The sequence below is a fragment of the Bordetella genomosp. 12 genome, from assembly GCF_002261355.1.
In the GTDB taxonomy this organism is placed as follows: domain Bacteria; phylum Pseudomonadota; class Gammaproteobacteria; order Burkholderiales; family Burkholderiaceae_B; genus Bordetella.
Window position 1 is genome coordinate 1,129,928 of record NZ_NEVU01000003.1, and the last position, 20,622, is coordinate 1,150,549.

Annotated in this window: 17 protein-coding genes; 10 read left to right on the forward strand and 7 right to left on the reverse strand. The window is 65.6% G+C overall.

The genetic code is table 11. The features are described 5' to 3' along the window. The first annotated feature begins 241 nt into the window (after window positions 1-241). The 9 genes from CAL22_RS17380 to CAL22_RS17420 all read left to right on the forward strand — a co-directional run bounded on the left by CAL22_RS17380 (window position 242) and on the right by CAL22_RS17420 (window position 10,649). On the forward strand, window positions 242-745 hold the full coding sequence (locus tag CAL22_RS17380) for an RNA polymerase sigma factor (protein WP_094815415.1): 504 nt from the start codon (window positions 242-244) through the stop codon (window positions 743-745). A 3-nt stretch (window positions 746-748) separates the two neighbouring features. Further along, the gene (locus tag CAL22_RS17385; protein WP_094815417.1) at window positions 749-1,663 is read left to right on the forward strand and encodes a FecR family protein; all 915 of its coding nucleotides are present in this window, start codon (window positions 749-751) and stop codon (window positions 1,661-1,663) included. 135 nt (window positions 1,664-1,798) lie between these two features. Then, a complete protein-coding gene (locus CAL22_RS17390; protein WP_094815419.1) occupies window positions 1,799-4,267 on the forward strand; it encodes a TonB-dependent siderophore receptor in 2,469 nt (822 codons plus the stop codon). Window positions 4,268-4,282: 15 nt separating this feature from the next. After that, window positions 4,283-5,392, forward strand: coding sequence for a PepSY-associated TM helix domain-containing protein (locus CAL22_RS17395; RefSeq protein ID WP_094815421.1), 1,110 nt, complete (start codon window positions 4,283-4,285; stop codon window positions 5,390-5,392). A 378-nt stretch (window positions 5,393-5,770) separates the two neighbouring features. Then, window positions 5,771-6,772 carry a thiamine pyrophosphate-dependent dehydrogenase E1 component subunit alpha gene (locus tag CAL22_RS17400; protein WP_244193928.1) on the forward strand — a complete coding sequence of 334 codons (1,002 nt, stop codon included), beginning with the start codon at window positions 5,771-5,773 and terminating at the stop codon, window positions 6,770-6,772. Continuing rightward, window positions 6,769-7,788 carry an alpha-ketoacid dehydrogenase subunit beta gene (locus CAL22_RS17405; protein ID WP_094815423.1) on the forward strand — a complete coding sequence of 340 codons (1,020 nt, stop codon included), beginning with the start codon at window positions 6,769-6,771 and terminating at the stop codon, window positions 7,786-7,788. The genes CAL22_RS17400 and CAL22_RS17405 overlap by 4 nt, the downstream gene beginning before the upstream one ends. Before the next feature lie 47 nt (window positions 7,789-7,835). Next, complete coding sequence (locus CAL22_RS17410; protein ID WP_244193929.1) at window positions 7,836-8,840, forward strand: DctP family TRAP transporter solute-binding subunit; 1,005 nt, start codon at window positions 7,836-7,838, stop codon at window positions 8,838-8,840. Continuing rightward, window positions 8,837-9,328: a TRAP transporter small permease gene (locus CAL22_RS17415; RefSeq protein WP_094815427.1), complete on the forward strand. Its 492-nt coding sequence runs from the start codon at window positions 8,837-8,839 to the stop codon at window positions 9,326-9,328. The genes CAL22_RS17410 and CAL22_RS17415 overlap by 4 nt, the downstream gene beginning before the upstream one ends. A gap of 28 nt (window positions 9,329-9,356) precedes the next feature. Next, window positions 9,357-10,649 carry a TRAP transporter large permease gene (locus CAL22_RS17420; protein WP_094815429.1) on the forward strand — a complete coding sequence of 431 codons (1,293 nt, stop codon included), beginning with the start codon at window positions 9,357-9,359 and terminating at the stop codon, window positions 10,647-10,649. A gap of 174 nt (window positions 10,650-10,823) precedes the next feature. Here CAL22_RS17420 and CAL22_RS17425 read toward each other — a convergent pair whose 3' ends face one another. The 5 genes from CAL22_RS17425 to CAL22_RS17445 form a co-directional block, all read right to left on the reverse strand. Beyond that, on the reverse strand, window positions 10,824-11,825 hold the full coding sequence (locus CAL22_RS17425; protein ID WP_094815431.1) for a Bug family tripartite tricarboxylate transporter substrate binding protein: 1,002 nt from the start codon (window positions 11,823-11,825) through the stop codon (window positions 10,824-10,826). Between the two features lie 77 nt (window positions 11,826-11,902). Then, a complete protein-coding gene (locus CAL22_RS17430) occupies window positions 11,903-12,607 on the reverse strand; it encodes an RraA family protein (RefSeq protein ID WP_094815433.1) in 705 nt (234 codons plus the stop codon). A 55-nt stretch (window positions 12,608-12,662) separates the two neighbouring features. Continuing rightward, on the reverse strand, window positions 12,663-13,655 hold the full coding sequence (locus tag CAL22_RS17435) for a Bug family tripartite tricarboxylate transporter substrate binding protein (protein WP_094815435.1): 993 nt from the start codon (window positions 13,653-13,655) through the stop codon (window positions 12,663-12,665). Between the two features lie 30 nt (window positions 13,656-13,685). Continuing rightward, the gene (locus tag CAL22_RS17440) at window positions 13,686-14,747 is read right to left on the reverse strand and encodes a lactonase family protein (protein WP_094815437.1); all 1,062 of its coding nucleotides are present in this window, start codon (window positions 14,745-14,747) and stop codon (window positions 13,686-13,688) included. Continuing rightward, complete coding sequence (locus CAL22_RS17445; protein WP_094815439.1) at window positions 14,744-15,994, reverse strand: alpha-hydroxy acid oxidase; 1,251 nt, start codon at window positions 15,992-15,994, stop codon at window positions 14,744-14,746. The genes CAL22_RS17440 and CAL22_RS17445 overlap by 4 nt, the downstream gene beginning before the upstream one ends. 96 nt (window positions 15,995-16,090) lie before the next feature. On the opposite strand from CAL22_RS17445, the gene CAL22_RS17450 reads away from it, so the two are divergent. Beyond that, the gene (locus tag CAL22_RS17450) at window positions 16,091-16,984 is read left to right on the forward strand and encodes a LysR family transcriptional regulator (protein WP_094815441.1); all 894 of its coding nucleotides are present in this window, start codon (window positions 16,091-16,093) and stop codon (window positions 16,982-16,984) included. A gap of 51 nt (window positions 16,985-17,035) precedes the next feature. On the opposite strand, the gene CAL22_RS17455 is transcribed toward CAL22_RS17450, so the two are convergent. Together CAL22_RS17455 and CAL22_RS17460 are read right to left on the reverse strand one after the other, a co-directional pair. Continuing rightward, a complete protein-coding gene (locus CAL22_RS17455; RefSeq protein WP_094815443.1) occupies window positions 17,036-19,156 on the reverse strand; it encodes an efflux RND transporter periplasmic adaptor subunit in 2,121 nt (706 codons plus the stop codon). Window positions 19,157-19,166: 10 nt separating this feature from the next. Continuing rightward, a complete protein-coding gene (locus CAL22_RS17460; protein WP_094815445.1) occupies window positions 19,167-20,612 on the reverse strand; it encodes an efflux RND transporter periplasmic adaptor subunit in 1,446 nt (481 codons plus the stop codon). Window positions 20,613-20,622 lie beyond the last annotated feature (10 nt).

Consider the following 20,622-nt stretch of genomic DNA (forward strand, 5'->3'; position numbering starts at 1 on the left):
ACTGAAGCGCCGGGCCGTTGCTGGTCTGCCAGTGCCGCATAAAGCGCCCTGCCTGCGCGCACCCGCGCGTTTTTTCATGACTTGGGCCGAGCCGTCAACCCTGAACCGCCAATCGCGGCAAGCTTGCAACACTGGCCGGCCCCATCGTGACCCCCGGGGCGGCACGGGCGGCACCATCGTTATAATTGAGAATTATTGTCAATCGTATTTATATCGGCCTGCGGCTTCGCAGCTTATTTTTATGAACGTCCCCGCTGACGACATCGCCGCCCTCTATCAAACGGAGGTGCAGCGCCTGCGCGCATTCGTGCGCCGCATCATAGGCTGCCACGGCGCGGCCGAGGACGTCGTCCAGCAAGCGTTCGCGAACCTGTTGCGCAAGGGCGCGAGCGACGAACAGCTCAATCGCGGCTACGTCACGCAGGCCGTGCACAACCTGGCGCTGAACCATCTGCGCGACACGCGGCGCCGCGCCGAGGTCGAGTTGACGGGCGTCGAGACAGAGCACATCGCCGATTCGCGGCCATCGCCCGAGAGGATCGTATCTGCCCGCCGGGAACTGCAACGTCTGCTGCAGGCGATCGCCGCGCTGCCCGAGCGCCGCCGGCAGGCCTTCGTGCTCAAGCGCCTCGAGGGCCTCTCTTACGAAGAAATCGCCGAGCGCATGGGCACGACCCGCAACACCGTGATTTCTCAGGTGGTTGCGGCCATGGCGCAACTCGACGCCTTGCTGGAGCGGGCCTGAGTCATGGCAATCCCTGAGCAGGATCCGGTGTACTTCGCCGCCCTCGAGTGGCTGGCGCGCCTGAACGACGAGGATGTCGCCGAGAAGGACAAACGCGGTTTCACGCGCTGGCTCGACGCCGATCCGGCCCATCCAGTGGCCTACGCGCGCGCGCAGGCGCTCTGGAACCGCTTTGAGATGGTGCGCCCCGCGGCGGACCGCATGCGGCGGCGCCGGGCCGTGCTGACCGCGCTGGCCGGCGTGGCCACGCTGCCCGTCCTGTATGCGCTGTCGCGCCAGCATTTTCTGGCGGATTACCGCACTGGCGTGGGAGAGAACCGGCGCGTGGTGCTGGCCGACGGCAGCACCATGGAGCTGGGCAGCGATACCGCAGTGTCCGTGCAATACAGCGAGCGCCAGCGCCTGCTCACGCTGCATCGCGGGCAGGCGTATTTTCAGGTAGCCGCCAATGCCGGCCGCCGTTTCTCGGTGCAAGCCGCCGACGGCGTCACCACCGCCTTGGGCACGCAATTCGATGTCAAGATCCTCGATGACCTCGTCACGGTGTCGGTCACGGAACACGCCGTCGCGGTGCAGCCCGGCTCCGGCGCGCAAGCGGTCACCGTGGAGGCGGGCTGGCAAATGCAATACGGGAAGTCGGGCGGCAGCGCGCCGGTGCATTTCGACCCGGCCGCCGCATTGGCCTGGCGGCAAGGCAGGCTGGTGTTCAACGACGTACCGCTGGCCACCGTGCTCGACGAGTTGCAGCGGTATCAGCGCGGCCCGATTTTCCTGATGGATGCCCATCTGGGCGGCCTGCCGGTGACCGCGGCCTTCAATGCCACCGATCCGCAGCAAGCCTTGCGCGGCTTGGCGGAAACCTTTCCGATCCGCCTGCGCGCCGTGGCCGGCTACGCCACGCTGGTCTACGCGCGCTGAGCCAGCCCCGAAGAAACGACTTGTTACACAAAGATCGCCAGACGCGATCATTACTTTGCCGCTGCCGGGTGTTTCAGAGAGAGAGGACGCGCAATTCGCCGTCGCAATACTGAACCACCTACAAGGGCAACCTCCATGCCGGCCGCAGCACATCACCCCCTCCGCCACCAGCTTGGCGCCACTCCAGCGGCCGGTCGCCACCGCCTGCACCGACTCGCGGTCGCGCTCCTGACGGCCGCCGCCTGGACGGCAGCGCAGCCCGCCGCCCAGGCCCAGACCGAGCCCGCCAGCGCCAGCCGCGCCCGGCAGGTTTTCGATATTCCCAGCCAACCGCTGGCCAGCGCCTTGCTGTCCTACACGGCCGCCACGGGCCAGCAATTGGTCATGAGCGGGGATATCGCGCGCGGCAAAACCGCGCCGGCCTTGCGCGGCACTTACACCGCGGATGAGGCCCTTACGCGTCTGCTGGCCGGCTCCGGTCTGGGCTGGCGCCAAAGCGCAGGCACGCTCATCGTTTCGCCGCTGCCCGCAGCAGCAGGCGAAGCCGCAACGCTGGAGCCGATTCCTGTCAAAGGCGTGGGCGAGAGCACCGGCTATGTCGCTGACACTTCGCGCGCCGGCACCAAGACCGATGCCCGCCTGATCGACACGCCGCAATCGATCTCGGTGGTCAACCGCCAGCAGATGGATGACCAGGCCGTGCAGAACGTGCGCCAGGCCTTGCGCTACACCCCCGGCCTGACCGCCGAGTATCGGGGCGCCGGCGGCTCGCGCTACGACACCGTGATCTATCGCGGGTTTGGCGGCGGGGTGAACTACGACTACTCGTATCTCGATGGTATGCGTCTGCTGGGCGCCAACTACGCCATCCCGCAGATCGACACCTATACCCTCGATCGCATCGAAGTGCTGCGCGGCCCATCCTCGGTGTTGTTTGGCCAGGGTACGCCCGGCGGTCTGGTCAACCTGGTGAGCAAGATGCCCACCACGACGCCGTTGCACGAAATCGAGCTGCAGGCAGGTACCCACAGTTTCTCGCAGGCGGGCTTCGACTTTGGCGGCCCCGTCGACGACGACGGCAAAGTGCTCTATCGCCTGACCGGCGTGGCGCGCACCAGCCACACCCAGATCGACTACCAGAAAGACGAACGCCTTGCGATCGCGCCGGCCATCACCTTCCGGCCCAATGCCGACACCTCGCTGACCATTCTGGCGCAGTATCAGCATGACCCTTACGGCGGCTACTACGGCTTTCTGCCGGCGGTCGGTACGGTCAAGGATCTGCCCAATGGCGGGCGCATCGGTCGCAGCTTCTTTGACGGCTCGCCGCAGTTTGACGAATTCAAGCGCACGCAAACGTCCATCGGCTATGTACTCGACCACCGCTTCAATGATGTCTGGTCGGTGCAGTCCAACTTCCGCTACATGCAGATGGATGTGGACTACAAAAGCGTCTACACGACAGGCCTGAACGTCACGGATCCGGCCAACCCGCTGTTGACACGCCGCGCCATCATCAATCACACCAAGCTGGACGCCGTCACCGCCGACAACCACGCCCAGGCCAAGTTCACCACGGGCGCCGTCGCGCATACCGCGCTGTTCGGTATCGACTACCAGCGCATGAGCGACCGCGAAGAGCAAGGCATGGGCGCAGCGCCGTCGCTGTCGATCAACAACCCGAACTATTCGCTGCCCATTACGACTCCGGCCATCACCACGCGCAGCAAGCAGAACGTGGATCAACTGGGCCTGTATGCACAGGATCAGTTGAAGTTTGGCCGCTGGACCGTGCTGGCCGGCATCCGCCAGGATTGGACCACCAACGATAGACTCAACCGTATCAGCGGCGTGAGCACCGATCAATCCGACCATGCCTTCACATGGCGCCTGGGATCGGTATACGAGTTCGAAAACGGCGTGGCGCCATACGTCAGCTACTCGCGCTCGTTCCAGCCTGTGGCCGACGCCGACGCCAACGGCAATCTGTTCAAGCCCACCAAGGGTGAACAGTACGAAGCCGGGGTGAAGTATCAACCGCCCGGGCAGGATGCGTTCATCAGCGCGGCGGTTTACCAGTTGACCCAGACCAACGTCCTGACGACCGACCCGGCCAACACCAACTACAGCATCCAGACTGGCGAGGTCCGCTCGCGAGGCCTGGAACTCGAAGGCAAGGCCACGCTGACGCGCAACCTGGACCTGCTGGCGTCGTACACCTACATGAACAACGTCAACACGCGGAGCACCACCGCGCAGGACAAGCACCCCACCTACGTGCCGCGCAATACCGCCAACGCGTGGCTGAACTACACCTTCCGCACTGGCACGCTTACTGGCTTGAGCGTGGGCGGCGGCGTGCGTTATGTCGGCACGAGCTATGCCAACGCCGACAACACCATCAAGGTCTCGCCCTTTACCGTGATGGATGCCGCGATTCGTTATGACGTGGGCCAGGCGATTCCCTCGCTCAAAGGCCTGACCGCGGCGATCAACGCCAGCAACCTGTTCGATCATGAGTACGTGTCGGCGTGCGCCACGGCGACCAAGTGCTTCTATGGTGCCGGACGCACGGTCATCGGCACGCTGACCTACCGCTGGTAACGCGCCCCTCCCCCCATGAGCGCCGACACCCCCTCGCGCCTGCGGATCTGGCAATGGACCCATACGTGGTCCAGCCTGATCTGCACCGTGTTCCTGCTGATGCTCTGCATCACGGGCCTGCCGTTGATCTTCCACGACGAAATCGACGCATGGTTCGACGCGCCGGCCGACCTGCCCGCCTCGCGGCTGGAGGCCAGCGTGCAGGACGCGGACGCGATGGCGGCGCTCGTGCGTCAGCAGTACCCGACGCGCGACATCCGCTTCATCGTCTGGCTGGATGAACCCCATCAGTATCGCGTCGGCCTGAGCCCTGCGCCGGGGAAAAAGCCGTTCGCCCTGGTGGACGATCGCGGGCCGGCCCTCGCCGGCGAAGCGTGGAGCGAGAAAGACTGGCGCCACGGCGGCCCGATGGCGGTGCTGCTTCGATTGCACGCGGACATGCTGATGGGCATTCCGGGCAACCTGATACTGGCCGCCATGGGCTTGCTGTTTGTCGTGTCGCTGGTGTCGGGCGTGGCGCTATATGGGCGCTTCATGCGCAAAACGGCATTCGGCACGGTCCGCAAGCAACGCTCGCGTCTGCTGCGCATGCTGGATCTGCACAACTTGCTCGGCATCGTGATATTGGTGTGGATGGCCGTCGTCGGTTTGAGCGGCATCATCAACACGCTCGATGTCTTCGTCTTCAATGCCTGGCGCGAGCACGCCGCAACCGATCCGGCGCACGCCCCGCCCCTCGGCCCGGCTCAGGCCCGACCGCTCCAGGCCGCCGTCGACGTCGCCAAACGCATGCTGCCCGACCGCGACGTCTGTCTGCTGGCGTTACCGGGGTCGATTTTCTCCTCCGACGACGCCTACACAGTGTTCATGCAGGGCCGCACCACATTGACGCGCCATCTCCTGCAGCCTGTCGTGGTGCGCACCGCTGACGGCGCCCTGCTCAGCGCCGGCCCGCCGCCCTGGTACATGTGGCTGCTCGAGGGTTCGCGGCCGCTGCATTTCGGCAACTATGGCGGTCTGCCACTGAAGCTGATCTGGGCGGTGCTGGATCTGCTGACCATCGCCGTTCTGGTCACGGGCCTCTACCTTTATCTGCCCAAGAAGCGCCGGCCTGTGCACGGTTGATCGCTCGGAGTCCCGAGGTCTGCCGGCTGCGCGATCGACATCGCCGCCGCAGCCCGATGCGCTGCAGCGACCTCCCGCTGCTGACTCGCCGCGCCAGTCTCACGCGCAATACCTCCTTCTCCACACCGGCGACCGCCGGCGTGCGGACCCGCACCGCTACGCTGACTCCGCATCGGCGGACACGCTCGGCACAACGCCCTGAAGCTCTCGCCCGCGCTCGGATACGCCACGAGCAATAGACCTTTCTTCCGCCCTGCGCGAGCAAAACTTGCGCATATGAATATCACTATCTGTTGGTTGGGACTCACCATGCACGGCACGTAATCTACGCCACCTTAATTACTAAAAGCTACGGTTGCGCCGCAGCGACTATCCAGAATGTCAGATCTGCTCGATCTCTACCGGACCATGGTCCGCATCAGGGCGTTCGAGGACGCCGCCGAGATCGCGAGCCAGGGCGGGGTTCAGGCTTGGGGGCTCAGCGCCTCGGCCAAACCCGCCCTGGTACGCGGTCCCCTTCATCTGTCCACGGGCCAGGAAGCGGTTGCAGCGGGAGTCTGCGCGCATCTCAAGCGGACCGATCTGTTGACCTCCACGCACCGCGGCCACGGCCATACTCTGGCCAAGGGAGCCGACTCGCACCGCATGATGGCGGAGCTCTTCGGTCGCACGACCGGCTACAACAAAGGCAAGGGCGGCTCCATGCACATCGCCGACTTTTCGGTCGGCATGCTGGGCGCCAACGGTGTCGTGGCCGCTGGCATACCGATTGCCGTGGGCGCAGCCCACGCGCTCAAGCTGCGTGGGATCGATGCCATCGCAGCGTCTTTCTTCGGCGATGGTGCGATCAATCGCGGCCCGTTTCTGGAGGCGCTCAACTGGGCTGTCGTTTATCACCTACCCGTGCTGTTTGTGTGCGAAGACAACCAGATCTCCGCGACGACGCAATCGGCGCCGATGATCGGTGGCGAAGGGGCCAGCCACCGCGCCGCCGCCCTCGGCGTGCCAGGTGTGAAGGTCGATGGCAACGATGTCGAGGCGGTGTCCCAGGCGGCGCAAAGCCTGATCGCCGAGATCCGTGCCGGTAGCGGTCCGCGACTGCTTCACGCCCTGACCTATCGCCATAAAGGCCACGTGTCCGTCGACTCCGGCGCGTATCGCGACCCGGAGGACGTCAAACGGGGCCTGGCCGGCGACCCGATCAAGCGCAGCCGGTTGCGGCTCGAAGCCCTGGGGCTGGGCGACAAAGCCGTCGCCATCGAACGCGCCGCCAAGGAAGAAATCGACGCCGCGCTCGCCAACGCGGAAGCCGCCCCCTTCCCTGTGCCTGAAGACGCCTATGAAGACATCAGCAACACCGGAGCGGGAGTGTGGCAATGAGCCCCATACAGCATTTGGAAAAAACGGCCGCCGACACCTCCGTCCGGACGCTTAGCTATGCACAGGCCGCCGCGCTGGCATTGACCGAGGCCATGGATGCCGACCGTAACGTCATCGCGCTGGGCGAGGATCTCGGCCGCGGCGGCGTCTTCGGGCAATACCGGGACCTCGAGAATCAGCCCCTGGTCAAGCGTTTCGGCGCCGACCGCATCGTCGATACCCCGATTTCCGAGGCAGCCATCGTCGGCGCCTCCGTCGGCATGGCGCTTTCAGGATTGCGGCCCGTGGTCGAGTTACGGGTCGTCGACTTCGCACTTTGCGCCATCGACGAGATCGTGAACCAGGCGGCCAAGAACCGCTTCATGTTCGGCGGGCAAGGCCGGGTCCCGCTGGTGGCGCGCCTGCCCATCGGGCTGTGGAATGCCTCGGCGGCACAACACTCACAATCCCTGGAGGCGTGGTTCGCGCATATTCCGGGCCTGACGGTAGTCACGCCGTCTACGCCTGCCGATAACTACGCCCTCCTGCACGCCGCACTGGAGTCTGGCGATCCCGTGATCTATATGGAGCACAAAGAACTCTGGGGTAGCAGTGGTGATGTCACACCCGGCAGCCGCGCCGCGCTGGGTAAAGCACATGTCGTGCGCGAGGGCAACGACCTGAGCATCGTGACCTGGTCACGGCAAGTCGCGCATGCCCGCACGGCCGCCGAGACGTTGGCCAGCGAAGGCATCGAGGCCGAGGTGATTGATTTGCGCACGCTATGGCCCTGGGACCGCGACGCTGTGCTGGCATCGGCCGCCAAGACCGGACGCGTTCTTGTCACGCACGAAGCGGTGCAGGTCGCCGGGTTCGGCGCAGAAATCGCCGCCACCGTCGCCGAACACGGTCGCGCGCGAGTCGCCCGACTCGGTGCTCCACGCATACCCGTGGGCTATGCGCCCGCCCTGGAAGATGAATCCCGCGTAGGCCCGGCCCGGATCGCCCAGGCCGCGCGTGAGTTGCTCAAACGTTAACCCCTGACATCGGATATCCCTCCATGAAAAGCCTCTTCAAGACCCTGATGCTGGCGGCATCCATCGCGGCCATCTCGCCCGCCGCCCTGGCGCAGACGCCCTACAAGCCCGAATTTCGCCTCTCTACCAATGTCAACAACGCGTTCCCGCTTGGCCGCGGCGCCGAAACCTGGGCCAAACTGGTCAATGAGCGCACGCAAGGGCGTATCAACGTGAAGTGGTACCCGGGTTCATCCTTGGTCGGCGGAGAAACCACCCGCGAGTTCACCGCCCTGCGGCAAGGCTCCCTGGATTTCAACGTGGCGTCGGTCATCAACTGGGCTCCGCATGTCAAAGAACTGAATCTCTTCTTGCTGCCCTTCCTGGTGCCTGACGAGAAGGCCTTCGATGCGCTGATCAACGGCGAAGTGGGCAAGGACCTGTTCGCTATCATCGAAAAGCGCGGTGTCGTGCCGCTGGCATGGGGCGAGAACGGCGCGCGCGAAATCAGTAACTCCAAGCATGAAATTCGCACGCCCGCCGACCTCAAGGGTTTGAAGTTCCGAACCGTCGGGTCGCCGATCTTCAACGACATTTACACCTCGCTGGGTGCCAACCCGACGCAGATGTCGTTTGCCGATGCGCAACCCGCCTTGCAAAGCGGGGCGGTGGATGGGCAGGAGAACCCGATCTCTTTGTTCGTCGGCGCGAAGATGAGCGGGCTGAATCAGAAGTACCTCACCAAGTGGAACTACATCGACGACCCGCTGGTATTCGCGGTATCGGCCAAAGCCTGGGAAAGCTGGAGCCCTGCCGATCGGGAGATCGTGCGCCAGGCAGCCATCGAGGCCGCCAAGGCTGAGATCGCCGACACCCGTAAGGGCGTGAGTGCGGGCGACGACAGCCTTATTCAACAAGCCACCGCAGCAGGCACCAAGGTGACGATACTCAGCCCCGAGGAACAGCAGGCTTTTGCCACTGCCACCCAACCGGTGGTCGAGAAATGGACGCCCACCATCGGCGCCGATCTCGTCAAGAAAGCGCAAGACGCCGTCGCCGCCAGCCGGAAATGAACCAGCCACTGCCCCCCTCTGGTGAAGCGCCGCACGCCGCGCGGCCCTTTCACATCGAAGAGGCCATCGCGGCCTTGATCATGGCGCTCTTGTGCCTGATCACCTTTGCCAACGTGCTGACCCGCTACTTCACCGACGTCTCGTTTGCCTTTACCGAGGAGTTCTCGGTATTCCTCGTCGTCGTCATGACGTTTGTCGGTGCGGCCACCGCGTTCACGCGCGGGCATCATCTTGCCATCACATTTCTCGTTGACAAGCTGCCCGCGCGCGGGCGGCGATGGCAGCGCCGGTTTGCGCTGCTGTGCGCGCTGATCATGTTCGGCGTGCTGCTCTGGTACGGCGGCTTGATGTGCTGGGATGACTACGAGACCGAGGTGACCTCCCCCGGGCTGGGTGTGCCCCAGTGGTGGTACACGATCTCCATTCCCGTTCTCTCCGCTTTGGTGATCGTGCGCCTGCTGCAATTGCTACTGCGTCGATCGGCCTGAAGCGGCCTTCATCGTTATCGAGATAATCGTGAGCTACGACTCGCTCAGTGTTCTTCTATTCGTATTGTTCGTCGGCTTACTGCTGGCTGGCGTACCGTTGGCCATTACGCTGGGCCTGGCCGGCACGGCCGTGGTGGTGTTCGCCGACCTCGGTCTGTCATCCGTGCCCCTTAATGTCTACAACAGCATTTCCAAGTACCCCCTGCTGGCGATTCCCATGTTCGTGCTCGCCGGTATCATCTTCGAGCGCGCCGGCATCGCAGGATCCATGGTTCGCTTTGCCTCTTCTATCGTCGGGCCGCGCCGTGGCGGCCTGGCGGCCACGGCGATTCTGGTGGCAATGATCCTGGGGGGAATTTCAGGCTCCGGGCCGGCAGCCTCTTCAGCGGTGGGTGCGGTGATGATCCCGCAGATGCTCAGGGCGGGCTATCCGCGCGGCTACTCCGCCGCCGTGGTCGCCGCCGGCGGATCGACCGACATCCTGATTCCGCCGTCGATCGCTTTTGTGATCTACAGCATGCTGGTACCTGCGGCCAGCGTGCCGGCATTGTTCGCCGCTGGCATGGTGCCGGGCGTGCTGGCCGGCCTGGCTTTGATATTCGGGTCGATCTGGCTGGCGCGCCGCCACAAGCTGGGCAATGAAGCGGATCTGCCTCGGCCGCCGTTCTGGCGCAGCCTGCGCGAAGCCATCTGGGCCCTGCTGGCGCCGGTCATCATTCTGGGCAGTCTGCGCACTGGCGTCGTGACCCCGACCGAGGCGGCCGTACTCGCCGTGGTCTATGGCTTCGTGATTGGCGTGGTGGTGTACAAGTCCCTCACTCCGCGCATCATCTACGACGTCCTGGTCGAGGCGTGTGAAATTTCGGCTGTCATTCTCACCATCCTGGCGATGGCCTCGGTTTTCGCGGTGGCCAGCAATGCCGTGGGGACTTTCGAGCACATGGCCCACTTCATGCTCAGCTCGATTACCTCAGAAGTGCTGATGCTTCTGGCAATCAACGTCATCCTGCTGGTCGCCGGCATGTTCATCGACGGGATATCGATATTCTTCGTCTTCCTGCCGCTGTTCATTCCCATCATGCAGCACTTCCAATGGGACCCCGTGTGGTTTGGCGTACTGATGACGCTCAACATCGCCGTGGGGCAATTCCATCCGCCGGTAGGGCTCAACCTGGTCGTAACCTGCAAGTTCGCCGAGACATCAATGGAGTCCACCACCTATTGGGCTTTCGCCCTGGTCCTGACCATGGTGGCTGTCCTGGTGCTATGTACCTTCGTACCCTCGACCGTGATGTGGCTGCCGCACGCGTTGGGCTACTGATCTGCCAGACCGGAGTGAACAGCCCTTGCCCGGAAGGGATCGTCGAGGCGTCGCGTTCACAGCGCGCTGACGCCTCCGGTCCGCAACCTGCCCGCGGATGCGACAGGCCTACGCTGATCGCAGGCGCGTCGCGCCTCTTTCGAGGCGGCCCATTCGCCGCCGCATCCTGGCGCTTCACTCCACCTTGATACCCGCCTCGCGGATGAGCTTGCCCCATTTGGCGTGCTCGCTCTGTATCAGCTGCGCAAACGCCTCTGGCGTGCCGCCTATGGGTTCGCTGCCTTCGGCCTGCAGCCGCTCGCGCACCTCTTCGCGCCCGACGACGGCGTTGACGGCCTGATTGATCTTGGCCACGATGCCAGCCGGCAAGCCGGCCGGCCCCACCAAACCAAACCACGTGGTCGCGGCGAAACCCGGATAGCCTTGCTCGGCCACGGTCGGGACGTCGGGCAGCCCCTGCAGCCGACGCGAGGACGTCACCGCCAGCGCGCGCATTTTCTTGGCCTGCAACTGCGCCATGACTGCTGGTGCGCTACCGAAATAGGTATCCACTTGCCCGCCCAGCAGATCCGCCATGGCCGGGCCGGCGCCGCGATACGGTACCTGCATCATCTCGATGCCGGCCGCACGGTCCAGCATCTCGCCGGCCAGATGGCCGACCGTTCCCAGTCCGGCCTGCGCGACGGTGTACTTGCCCGGCTCGCGCCGCGCGGCGTCGACGAGTTCTGCCAGCGTATGGAAAGGCGATTCGTTACGCACGACGAGCACCACGGGTTGCGCGCACACCTCGACGATGGGCGTCAGGTCCTTCAACGGATCGAACGGCATCTTGGCGTAGAGCGCCGGATTGATCGCCATATTGGAAGTCTGCGCCATGGCCAGCGTATAGCCATCGGGACGTGCCTTGGCCACCTGATCCAGCCCGATGTTGCCCGCGGCGCCCGGACGGTTGTCCACGATCACCTGCCATTTATCCAGCACCGTCAGTTTCTCGGCCAACAGGCGGGCGGAAGTGTCGGTGCCGCCGCCCGGCGGAAACGGGACGACCAGTTTGATGGGCGAAGCCGGCCAGGCCGCAGCCTCGGCGCGAGCCCAGGCAGGCATGAGCAGGGCCGCACTGGCAGCCGGCAAAAGCGGAGCCGCAACCGCCCCGCGCAAGAAACGACGTCTATTCATTGATATGTCTCCTCACTTTGGCCGGGTCCTCCGCGGATGTCCCGGCAACCAACCATCCGGCCAGGCCGGCAATACGTTCAAACCGGCAAGCCCTTGGCGCGCAGCACGGCGTCGAAGCGCTCCGGATCGGCGCTGCCCGTTCGATTGGCCTCGCGTATCCGGGCTTCTTTCTCCAAGTGGGCGCGGGTACGCCATAACGTTTCGGCCGCCTCCTCGGCACGGACGGCGATGACCCCATCGGCATCGGCGACGATGAGATCACCGGGCAAGACGGCCATCCCCGCGCACACGATGGGCACGTTGATCTCGCCCGGACCGTCCTTGGTCGGGCCCCTGTGCGTATGGCCGCGCGCCCATACGGGCATACCGTCCTCGGCCCACTCGACCAGGTCGCGCACAGCCCCATCGATGACGACGCCCGCCAGGCCGCGAGCCACGCAGGTCGTGCGCATCAGGCCGCCCATCAGGGCCTGCGTCACATCGCCCGCGCCATCCACCACCAGCACGTCGCCAGGCTGCACCAGCATCAAGGCCTTGTGAATCATCAGGTTGTCACCCGGGCGCACGCGCACGGTCAGCGCCGGACCGCACACGGTGGTCTCCAGCCGGGCGTGATACTGGCGCAAGCCCACGGTCCCCACCTGGCGGCTCATGGCGTCACCCACGGCGGCGGCCGGCAGACCTTGAAATCCTTGCACGATGTCCGCGGCCGGCCCGCACGCGCGCGGCTGGATACGGTAGCCCGCAGGCCATGGGGTGGAATGCGTCGGGGTCGATTCCATGCTTCGCTCCTGAGTATGCTGCGATAGAAAAACCAGTGTCCCGGCCGGGCAACGATCAATCCAGCCTGGCGCCCGAACTGTCGACCAGCTTGCGCCATTTGGGGATCTCCGTCGCCACGAAATCCCGCAGCACGGTCGGCCCGCCGGGGGTCAGGTCGATGGAGCGATCAGCGAAATACTGCTTCTCTTTGGAGTCGCCCAGGCCGTCCAGGATGGCGGTGCTGAGCTTTTGCACCACGGCGTCGGGTGTCCCCGCCGGCGCGAAAACCGCGTGCCAGGTCGCCATGCTGTAACCCGGCGCGACCGTCTCGGCAATCGTCGGCACATCGGGCAGCGAAGCCAGACGATGATCGCTGGTGACCCCCAGCGCAATGAGCTTGCCCGACTGGATATGGGGCAAGGCATTGGGCGCGTTCTCGAACATGGCGTCCAGATGGCCGCCCAGCAGGTCATTCATTGCGCCCACACTGCCTTTGTAGGGAATGTGCACCAGATCCGTATGCGTCATGGACTTGAACAACTCCCCCGCCAGGTGCAAGGAGGATCCGTTGCCGGCCGAGCCGAACCGCAGATCGCCGGGATGGCTTCGGGCGTAGTCGGTGAATTCCTGCAAGGTCCTGGCCGACACGCGCTGGGGATTGATCACAAGAATCATCGGGCTGGAGCCCAGTAGCGCCACCGGTGCAAAGTCCTTGACCGGGTCATAGGGCAGATGGGGATAGAGGCTGGCGTTGATGGCGTGTGTGCTGATCGAACCCGCCACCAGGGTGTAACCGTCGGGGGCCGCCTTGGCCACGAAATTCGTGCCGATGACGCCGCCGGCGCCGACCTTGTTCTCGACGATGACCGGTTGCCCGAGGGTCTGGCCCAGTTGCTGCCCGACGCGGCGCGTAATGATATCCACCGGCGAGCCGGCAGGATACGGCGCAATATAGGTGATCGGCCGGGTCGGCCAGGCCGGGGTGTCGGCGTGGGCAGTGGCGGCGCCGGCCAGCGGCAGGCACAGCGCGAGCAAGCGGACGGGGCGCCGCAGCAAAGAAGAAATCATGGTTTGTCTCCGGGTTTTCTGGTGTGAATGTCAAAGGGGCAATAGGCAGGCGGGCGTGGGGCTAGGGATCTCCAGCCATGGCTGCAATGCGCCGCTTGCGGCGTCGCGCGCGTAGGCACGCAGCTGGTCGGCGCCATGGCTGGCCACCCACAGCAGCCGGCCGTCGTCGTGCATGGACATAAAGCGCGGCATCACGCCCGTTCCGGTCTGCCATCCGCTGGCGATCACGGCGCAGCCATCCGCGCTCAGGGTCAAGATGGCGATGGCATCCTGCCCCCGGTTGGTGGCATACACATGCCGCCCATCGGGCGAGACGCACACGGCCGCGCTGATGTTGGCGCCGAACCAGGTCGGCGGCAGCAAGGAGTAGTTCGCGATCGGCTGCAAGCGGGCGTCCGCCTCCCGCCAGGCGAGGATGCTCAGCGAACTGTCCAGCTCATTGACCAGATACACCAGAGGCAGGCTCGGGTGCCAGGCCAGATGCCGGCAACCGGCGCCCGGGCGCTGCACGCACTGACCCGCGATACGCAAGGCGGCGGCGCCGTCAAAGGCCAGCACCCACACCAGGTCGGCGCCGCGATCCGGGACCAGCACGTAACGGCCATCGGGCGTGAAACTGATCTGATGCGGCTGGTTCCCGCTCTGCCCGCGGCGCGGCCCCAGCGCAGACGCCAGGGGCAGCACGCAGGAAGGCGGATGCAGAGCGAGGGAGGCATCCAGCGGCAAGACGGTCACATGACCGCTGCCGAAGCTCGCGGCCAGTACCGCCGAGCCATCGGGCGCGCAAGCGAGATGCGCGGCATTGCGCCCGCCCGTGGCTGCGCGCCCCAGGACCGTCAGGCACGCGTCGTCATCCGACGTGCCTACCTCCAGTGCAGTGACAAAGTCGGCGTCGCTATGGCTGACAAAAACGCGCCGAGGCGCGTGCGGATGCGCCGCGAAGTAAGAGGGGTCGTCCAGCGGCAGCGTCGCCAGCGTCCGGGCTCCCTGCCCGGCCAAATGCAGCAGGCTGACACCCTGGGCTCGCCCGTGTCGTCCCGGGCGCGTGAACCCGCCGACGAGAAGATGGCGCAGGGGAGGCATGCCCATCATGCACGCGCTCGCCGGCGCAGATGCCGCGCATCGAGATCGGCCGGATTGAGCGCGCCCAGCAGGCTCAGGTTGCGCACCATCTCCGTGGCGAGGATGCCCAGGGCATGGGTGATGCCCGCCGCCCCGCCGACGGCTCCGGCATAATTGAAGGGCCGGCCCACGAACACGAACTTCGCGCCCAAGGCCATGGCCATCAGCACATCGCTGCCCCGCCGGATGCCACCGTCCATCATGACGGCGTAGTCTGGCCCGACAGCGGCCACGATGTCCGGCAACGCGCGCAAGGGCGCCAGCGCGCCATCCAGCTGGCGCCCGCCATGGTTGGACACGATGATGCCATCTGCTCCCATGTCGCGCGCCAGCACGGCATCTTCCGGCGACAGGATGCCTTTGATGATGAAGCGTCCGCCCCACCGTTCGCGCATCTGGGCAATATGCGCCCAGCTCAGGTGGTTGCGCGCGCCGAATTCACGCATGACATGCTTGGCGATGATGGGCGCGCCGCGCTTGGCATGCGAGTTCTCGAAGTGCGGCATGCCATGGCGCAGCAGCGTCTTGAGCATGGTGCCGCACAGCCAGCGCGGATGGGTCAGCCCGTCCCAGGCCAGGCGCAGATCCGGGCGCAGCGGCGTGGAGAAACGGGCCCGGATATTGTTCTCGCGGTTGCCGGACACGGCCACGTCGGCGGTCACCACCAGGGTTCGGAATCCTGCGGCCTTGACGCGATCGACCAGCGCGGCGATCCGGTCGGGTTCGCCCGGCACATAAGCCTGAAACCAGGCGCGCGGGTTGGCGGCTGCCACGTCTTCCATGCGGATCAGCGACGAGCCGCTCATGATCGCCGGGATACCCGCCGCGGCGGCTGCCCGCGTCTGAATCAAATCGCCGCGATAGGCCGACAGCGCGCTGATGCCCATGGGCGCTATGCCCACCGGCGCGGCCCATGATTCGCCCAACAAGGTGGTGGTCAGGTTGCGCCCCGACGTGTCATGGAAGACCCGCGTCACCCAGTCGTAGTCGGCAAAGGCCTCCTCGCTGCCGCGCAACGCGCGGTCGGTCTCGCTGCCGCCCTTGATATACGCGAAGATCGGAGCGGGAAGATGCCGGCGTGCCGCCTCCTCGAAATCCGCCAGCGACAGCACGTGCTGCAGGCGACGCGGCACATGCCAGCCGCCGGCGGCGGCGGGCTTGCGCGGCGCGGTGTGGCTGGCGACAGGATAGTCCTGGATGCGAAGTTCGCTTTGCATGGAATAAGCCAAAAAATGATGCTGGCCGAATGCTAGTCCTGGATGCGCAAGAGATGAGCGATAATTTGTCGATCCACATGCAAGCTTTTCTTGACAATGAAACTGCAGTATCTCGCCACCCTGTCAGCCGTCATTGCGCGCGGCAACCTCACTGCCGCGGCCGAGCAGGTCAACCTGACGCGCAGCGCCGTCAGCTTGCAGATGAAACAACTGGAAGCCTGGTTCGGTCAGCCGCTGTTCGACCGTTCCGGGCGCAATGTGCAGCCCACCGCCTTTGCGCGCGACGTCGTGCGCACCATCGACCGTTCCATGGCCGAGCTGGAAGCCTTGCGCCGGCACACGGAAGCCGCGCCGTCCGGACGGGTGCGCCTAGGGATCACGGATTCGGCGCAAACCACCCTGTTGCCGCTCGCCTTCACCGACCTGCTGCGCCGAGCCCCGAAAGTCGAGCTACACATAGAGCGAGGATCGACCCCTTTGCTGCTGGACATGCTCAAGGCCGGCAAGATCGATGTGGCGGTGCTGATCCGCCCGCCCAGAGGCGGCTCGCGCCGCCTGCAATGGACGGAGCTGCTGGATCAGGAGATGGTGCTGGTCGTGCCGCGAACCCTGCGCGCGGCACCGCCGACGCAGATCCTGCGCGAACAACCCTGGATACGCTTTGACAGAGGCTTGGTGGCCGGACGCATGGCCGCCCAGTTCGTCGAGAAGCGCGTGCCGCATTGCCATGCGCTGGTGGAAATCGCGGGGATCGACGCCATCGTGGCCCTGATCGGCGCAGGCGTGGGTGTATCGGTGCTACCCCGCTTGCGCCCGGAGCATCTGCAGGCGCACGCGGTGCGCGAGGTGAGCCTGGGACCGGAAGCGCCTATTCGCCGGACCGCCATGGTCCGCCGCAAGGCCGATGGCGACCACCGCCTGCTGGACTTGGTGGAATCGGCTTTTCGGCAAGCCGCCGACAAGCTGAAACACGAAGGGGCCGGCCCTTGACGGCGGCCGGGGAGCGGCCCGCCCAGCGGGTGCCAGACGCCGCCTGGGCCGTCAGAAACCGAGCTCGCGCTGCAGCGCCGCAGCCAGCGTGCGCAGCCCTATTCCGATCAGGCTTTGCCGCGCCGCGCCCAGCTTCGCCGTGCCCTTGAACTCGCGATCGATCCCCGGAGCGCCATCGCACTCGGCAAATCGCACTTGCCAGGTGGCCTGCAGAGGCACCAGCCTGCGGGTACGGTTATCCCACTCCGCCGAGACCGGCCCGCCGTACACGCTGGCTACGCTCGGCTCGTCCAGCGTGGACAGATTGACCTTGTCGATGGCGGCAACCCGGCAGGTTCGCGCGGGCAGTTCCGGCAAGCTGGCGACAAACACTGCCGGCTCACCCGGATCCAGCCGCCCTACGTCGTCCTCGCTCACATAAGCGTCACCTTTCACGCCCTGCGGCGAAACCAGTTCGAAGAGCTTTTCGCCACGCGGCAGCCAAGTACCCGGCGCCCTGCCCTCGACGTCCGTCTGCACGACGCCATCAAAGGGCGCCCGCACGGTCAACTGTGCGATCTGCGCCTGCAGGCCGGCCACGGTCTGCCGCGATGCGGCCCAACGGCTGACCAGTGCCGTCCCCTGTTGCCGCAATCGGTCATCGAACGATTGTTGATCCGCCAGCCGATGCAGCCGCTTCTCGTCGGCCAGCGCGGCGGCCAGGTGCGCCTGCAGCTCGGGCGAGACCAAGACCGCCAAAATGTCTCCCGCCTGGACCCGTTGGCCGTCCCGAGCCGGCGGCGGCGTGGCGGCGAGGTAGCCCGCCGCCACGGTGTAAAGCCCTTGGGCGCGCTGCGGCTCGAGCACGGCAGGCGCGACAATGCCGCCCTTCCATGGCACGAGGACGAAGGCAGCGATAAACGATGCCAGCACGGCGGTAGCCAGGGTATTCCGGTTCCAGCGCAGATCCTGGCGGCGCGCCCATATCGTTGCGCTCTCCTGCCACACAGGCCGCAGAATGAACCACCACATCTCGACGCAGAACAACAGCATGCCGAGCAACTTAAAAAAGGCGTGATACACGATCAACGCAATACCCAGGAAGACCACCAAGCGGTAGCACCAGGTTGCCACGGAGAAAGCGATCAGGAACCGCCGGCGCGAGGCCCGGCAGGGTTCAGGCTGCGGATCGCCCAGCCCGAAGAGCCGTTCTCGCAGCCACCAGCGGCCCATCGCGAACGCCCGATCGTGCAAATTCGGCATATCCAGCCAGTCCGACAACAAAAAATAGCCGTCGAACCGCATGAAAGGGCTGGCGTTGATCGCCAGCGTGGCGACCCAGGTGGTCGTCGCCAGGAGAAAAACGCCCGAGCGCAGCGAACCGTCGGGCAACAGGCTCCAGGCCAGTGTGGCAAAGGCGGCCAACGCCAGTTCAGCGAGCATGCCCGCCGCGCCGATATGCATGCGCGCACGGCGCTGTTCGACCTTCCACGCCTCGGTCGTATCGGTATAGAGCATGGGAAACATCACCAGCAGAGCCACGCCCATGGTAGGCACCCGGCAGCCGTAGCGCTGGGCGGTGTAAGCATGCGCGAACTCGTGCAACACCTTGCCCAGGCCCAGCGCCACACCAATACCCAACAGCCCGCTCCAGTCGGCATAGCCTTGGAAGGTATGCAGAAACTCTTCCCAGCGCCGCGACACCAGCAGCAGGCCCGTAAGCGCCACGCCCGCGACCAGCCACCAGAAGACCGGCCGAAAGGCGAACGAGACATAGCGCGCCGTGGCCCGCAAAAACCCCATCGGATGCCACAAGGGGATGCGGATCATCAGGTAGTGCTTGAGCAGCCACATCGCCCGCGACGACGCGTGGCGGGCGGCATCATAGTCGGCCAGCCGGGCGGTGTCCGCAGCCGTGGTCGACATCAGAAGGTGTTGCTGGCGCAACAGACGCGCCAGCGCCTCCAGGTCGTCCAGGGTCACCGACAAGGTGGTGTCCCGGTTGACGCTATCGACGATGGCCTGCGGGCTGCCCGACTGCCATCGAGACAGCATTTCGAAGGCAGGCCAGCCTATCTGGAAGAACCGGTTGGCGGCAGGATCATGCAGCATCCATGTGGGCGCGCCATCGGGCGTGGGCGCTCCGGGGGTCAGCGTCAGTTCCTGCCGCAGAGGGGGAAGATAGGCCGTCATCTGTGCGGGCTCACCAGCCCAGCCATTGCCGGACTTGCGTGAGCGGGCGGCGCAGCGCGTAGTAGATGGCCGGCACCCACGGCCCCTGAATACGAGCCGTACCCATGGCGCCCAAGGGCGGTTGCGCGGCCCCGGCCTGCAAACTGGCTCGCACGCGGTAGGCCAGCACGCCGTCCGGCGTCGGCTCCGCCTTCCAGGCGATCGACTCTATCCGGGCGTCATAACTCGCCAGCGGCGAGCTCTTCGGATAAAGCGTGACGGGCGTGCCCGGCTGCACATCGATGTTATCGGCCACCGGCAGCCAGGCCGTCAGTTGCACGCGTGCCGGATCGGCCAGAACGAGCACCTTCTCGCCCACCGCGACGGCCTTGCCCGTCCATTCGTTAGGGTCGCTGAACACCGCCACGGCTGCGTGCGGCGCGTTCACATTGACGCGCGCCAACTGGCGGGCGCTGTAGTCCAGCTCCACGCGGCTCTGATCGAGTTTGCCCTGGCGATCGATCATATCCAGGCGGGTACGATCGTCCGTCACCGCCATCTGCGCCGTCTGCCGATACTCTTGCTGCGCGGTATCGAAGTTCTTGCTGGCCAGGGCATGCCGGGACTGCAGCGTGGTGGCGTCCAGGCTGAACAATGGCGTGCCTGCCTGCACCGGTTGGTTAGGTTGGACATGCAGTTCGGTGATCACACCGTCGAGCGGCGAACGAACCACGAACGGATCCTGTGGCGTGACTTCTGCCGGCGCCAACACCGTCAGCCGGACCGGAATCAAGCACACCACCAGCATTGCCAGCAACACCCGCCGCTGTTGACGGCCCGGCCGCAACAGACTGCCCGCCCGCGCGCGCCAGCTCGCGCGCGGCGCGAAGGCCTGGAAAGCATGCGCCCACACCTGGCCGAGCTCTGTCAGCAACACGGTGTCCACGGCAGTCCAGGGTTGATCCCGGGCAAACACCACCGCACCCAGCGTTCGGCCAGATCGATCCGCCAAAGGCAGCCAAGCCCCGTGAGCGGGCCACCACGCGCTCCACTCGTCGGCCAGAAGGGGCGCTTCGCTGCGCAACTCCTCGGCGGTGAAAAGCCGGATCTGGGCCCGCGGCGGCAGCACAGGGGCGTGCTGCCCCGCGACCTGGGCGGCGGCGGGGTCCGCTTTTGCCGCCGGCCGGGCGCGGATCAAGGTCTTGCACAAGCTGCTCAACCATTGGACATAAGGCGCGTTCGGGTCGCTCTGCGGCAGCCCGGAAACCGCAGCCACCTGTCCTGACCCGTCGCCGCGCCACCAGGCCGCCTGACGGTAAGGGGTCAGCGCGAGCGTTTCGTTAACGACGGTAAAGCCCAGTGTCGCTTCGCTGGCGGCCGCGCGCGCACGCGCGGACAACTGCCAAAGCAGCGCCAGTTGCCGGCCATCCAGCCTTACCTGTTGCGCGGCGTCTTGCGCCGGATTTGATGCGGTCATGCCGTCGTTA

Bases quoted from the DNA above. Each gene is read 5' to 3' on its own strand.
- CAL22_RS17380 (WP_094815415.1), top strand. From the start codon at position 242: ATGAACGTCCCCGCTGACGACATCGCCGCCCTCTATCAAACGGAGGTG.
- CAL22_RS17385 (WP_094815417.1), top strand. From the start codon at position 749: ATGGCAATCCCTGAGCAGGATCCGGTGTACTTCGCCGCCCTCGAGTGG.
- CAL22_RS17390 (WP_094815419.1), top strand. From the start codon at position 1,799: ATGCCGGCCGCAGCACATCACCCCCTCCGCCACCAGCTTGGCGCCACT.
- CAL22_RS17395 (WP_094815421.1), top strand. From the start codon at position 4,283: ATGAGCGCCGACACCCCCTCGCGCCTGCGGATCTGGCAATGGACCCAT.
- CAL22_RS17400 (WP_244193928.1), top strand. From the start codon at position 5,771: ATGTCAGATCTGCTCGATCTCTACCGGACCATGGTCCGCATCAGGGCG.
- CAL22_RS17405 (WP_094815423.1), top strand. From the start codon at position 6,769: ATGAGCCCCATACAGCATTTGGAAAAAACGGCCGCCGACACCTCCGTC.
- CAL22_RS17410 (WP_244193929.1), top strand. From the start codon at position 7,836: ATGCTGGCGGCATCCATCGCGGCCATCTCGCCCGCCGCCCTGGCGCAG.
- CAL22_RS17415 (WP_094815427.1), top strand. From the start codon at position 8,837: ATGAACCAGCCACTGCCCCCCTCTGGTGAAGCGCCGCACGCCGCGCGG.
- CAL22_RS17425 (WP_094815431.1), bottom strand. From the start codon at position 11,825: ATGAATAGACGTCGTTTCTTGCGCGGGGCGGTTGCGGCTCCGCTTTTG.
- CAL22_RS17430 (WP_094815433.1), bottom strand. From the start codon at position 12,607: ATGGAATCGACCCCGACGCATTCCACCCCATGGCCTGCGGGCTACCGT.
- CAL22_RS17435 (WP_094815435.1), bottom strand. From the start codon at position 13,655: ATGATTTCTTCTTTGCTGCGGCGCCCCGTCCGCTTGCTCGCGCTGTGC.
- CAL22_RS17440 (WP_094815437.1), bottom strand. From the start codon at position 14,747: ATGATGGGCATGCCTCCCCTGCGCCATCTTCTCGTCGGCGGGTTCACG.
- CAL22_RS17445 (WP_094815439.1), bottom strand. From the start codon at position 15,994: ATGCAAAGCGAACTTCGCATCCAGGACTATCCTGTCGCCAGCCACACC.
- CAL22_RS17450 (WP_094815441.1), top strand. From the start codon at position 16,091: ATGAAACTGCAGTATCTCGCCACCCTGTCAGCCGTCATTGCGCGCGGC.
- CAL22_RS17455 (WP_094815443.1), bottom strand. From the start codon at position 19,156: ATGACGGCCTATCTTCCCCCTCTGCGGCAGGAACTGACGCTGACCCCC.
- CAL22_RS17460 (WP_094815445.1), bottom strand. From the start codon at position 20,612: ATGACCGCATCAAATCCGGCGCAAGACGCCGCGCAACAGGTAAGGCTG.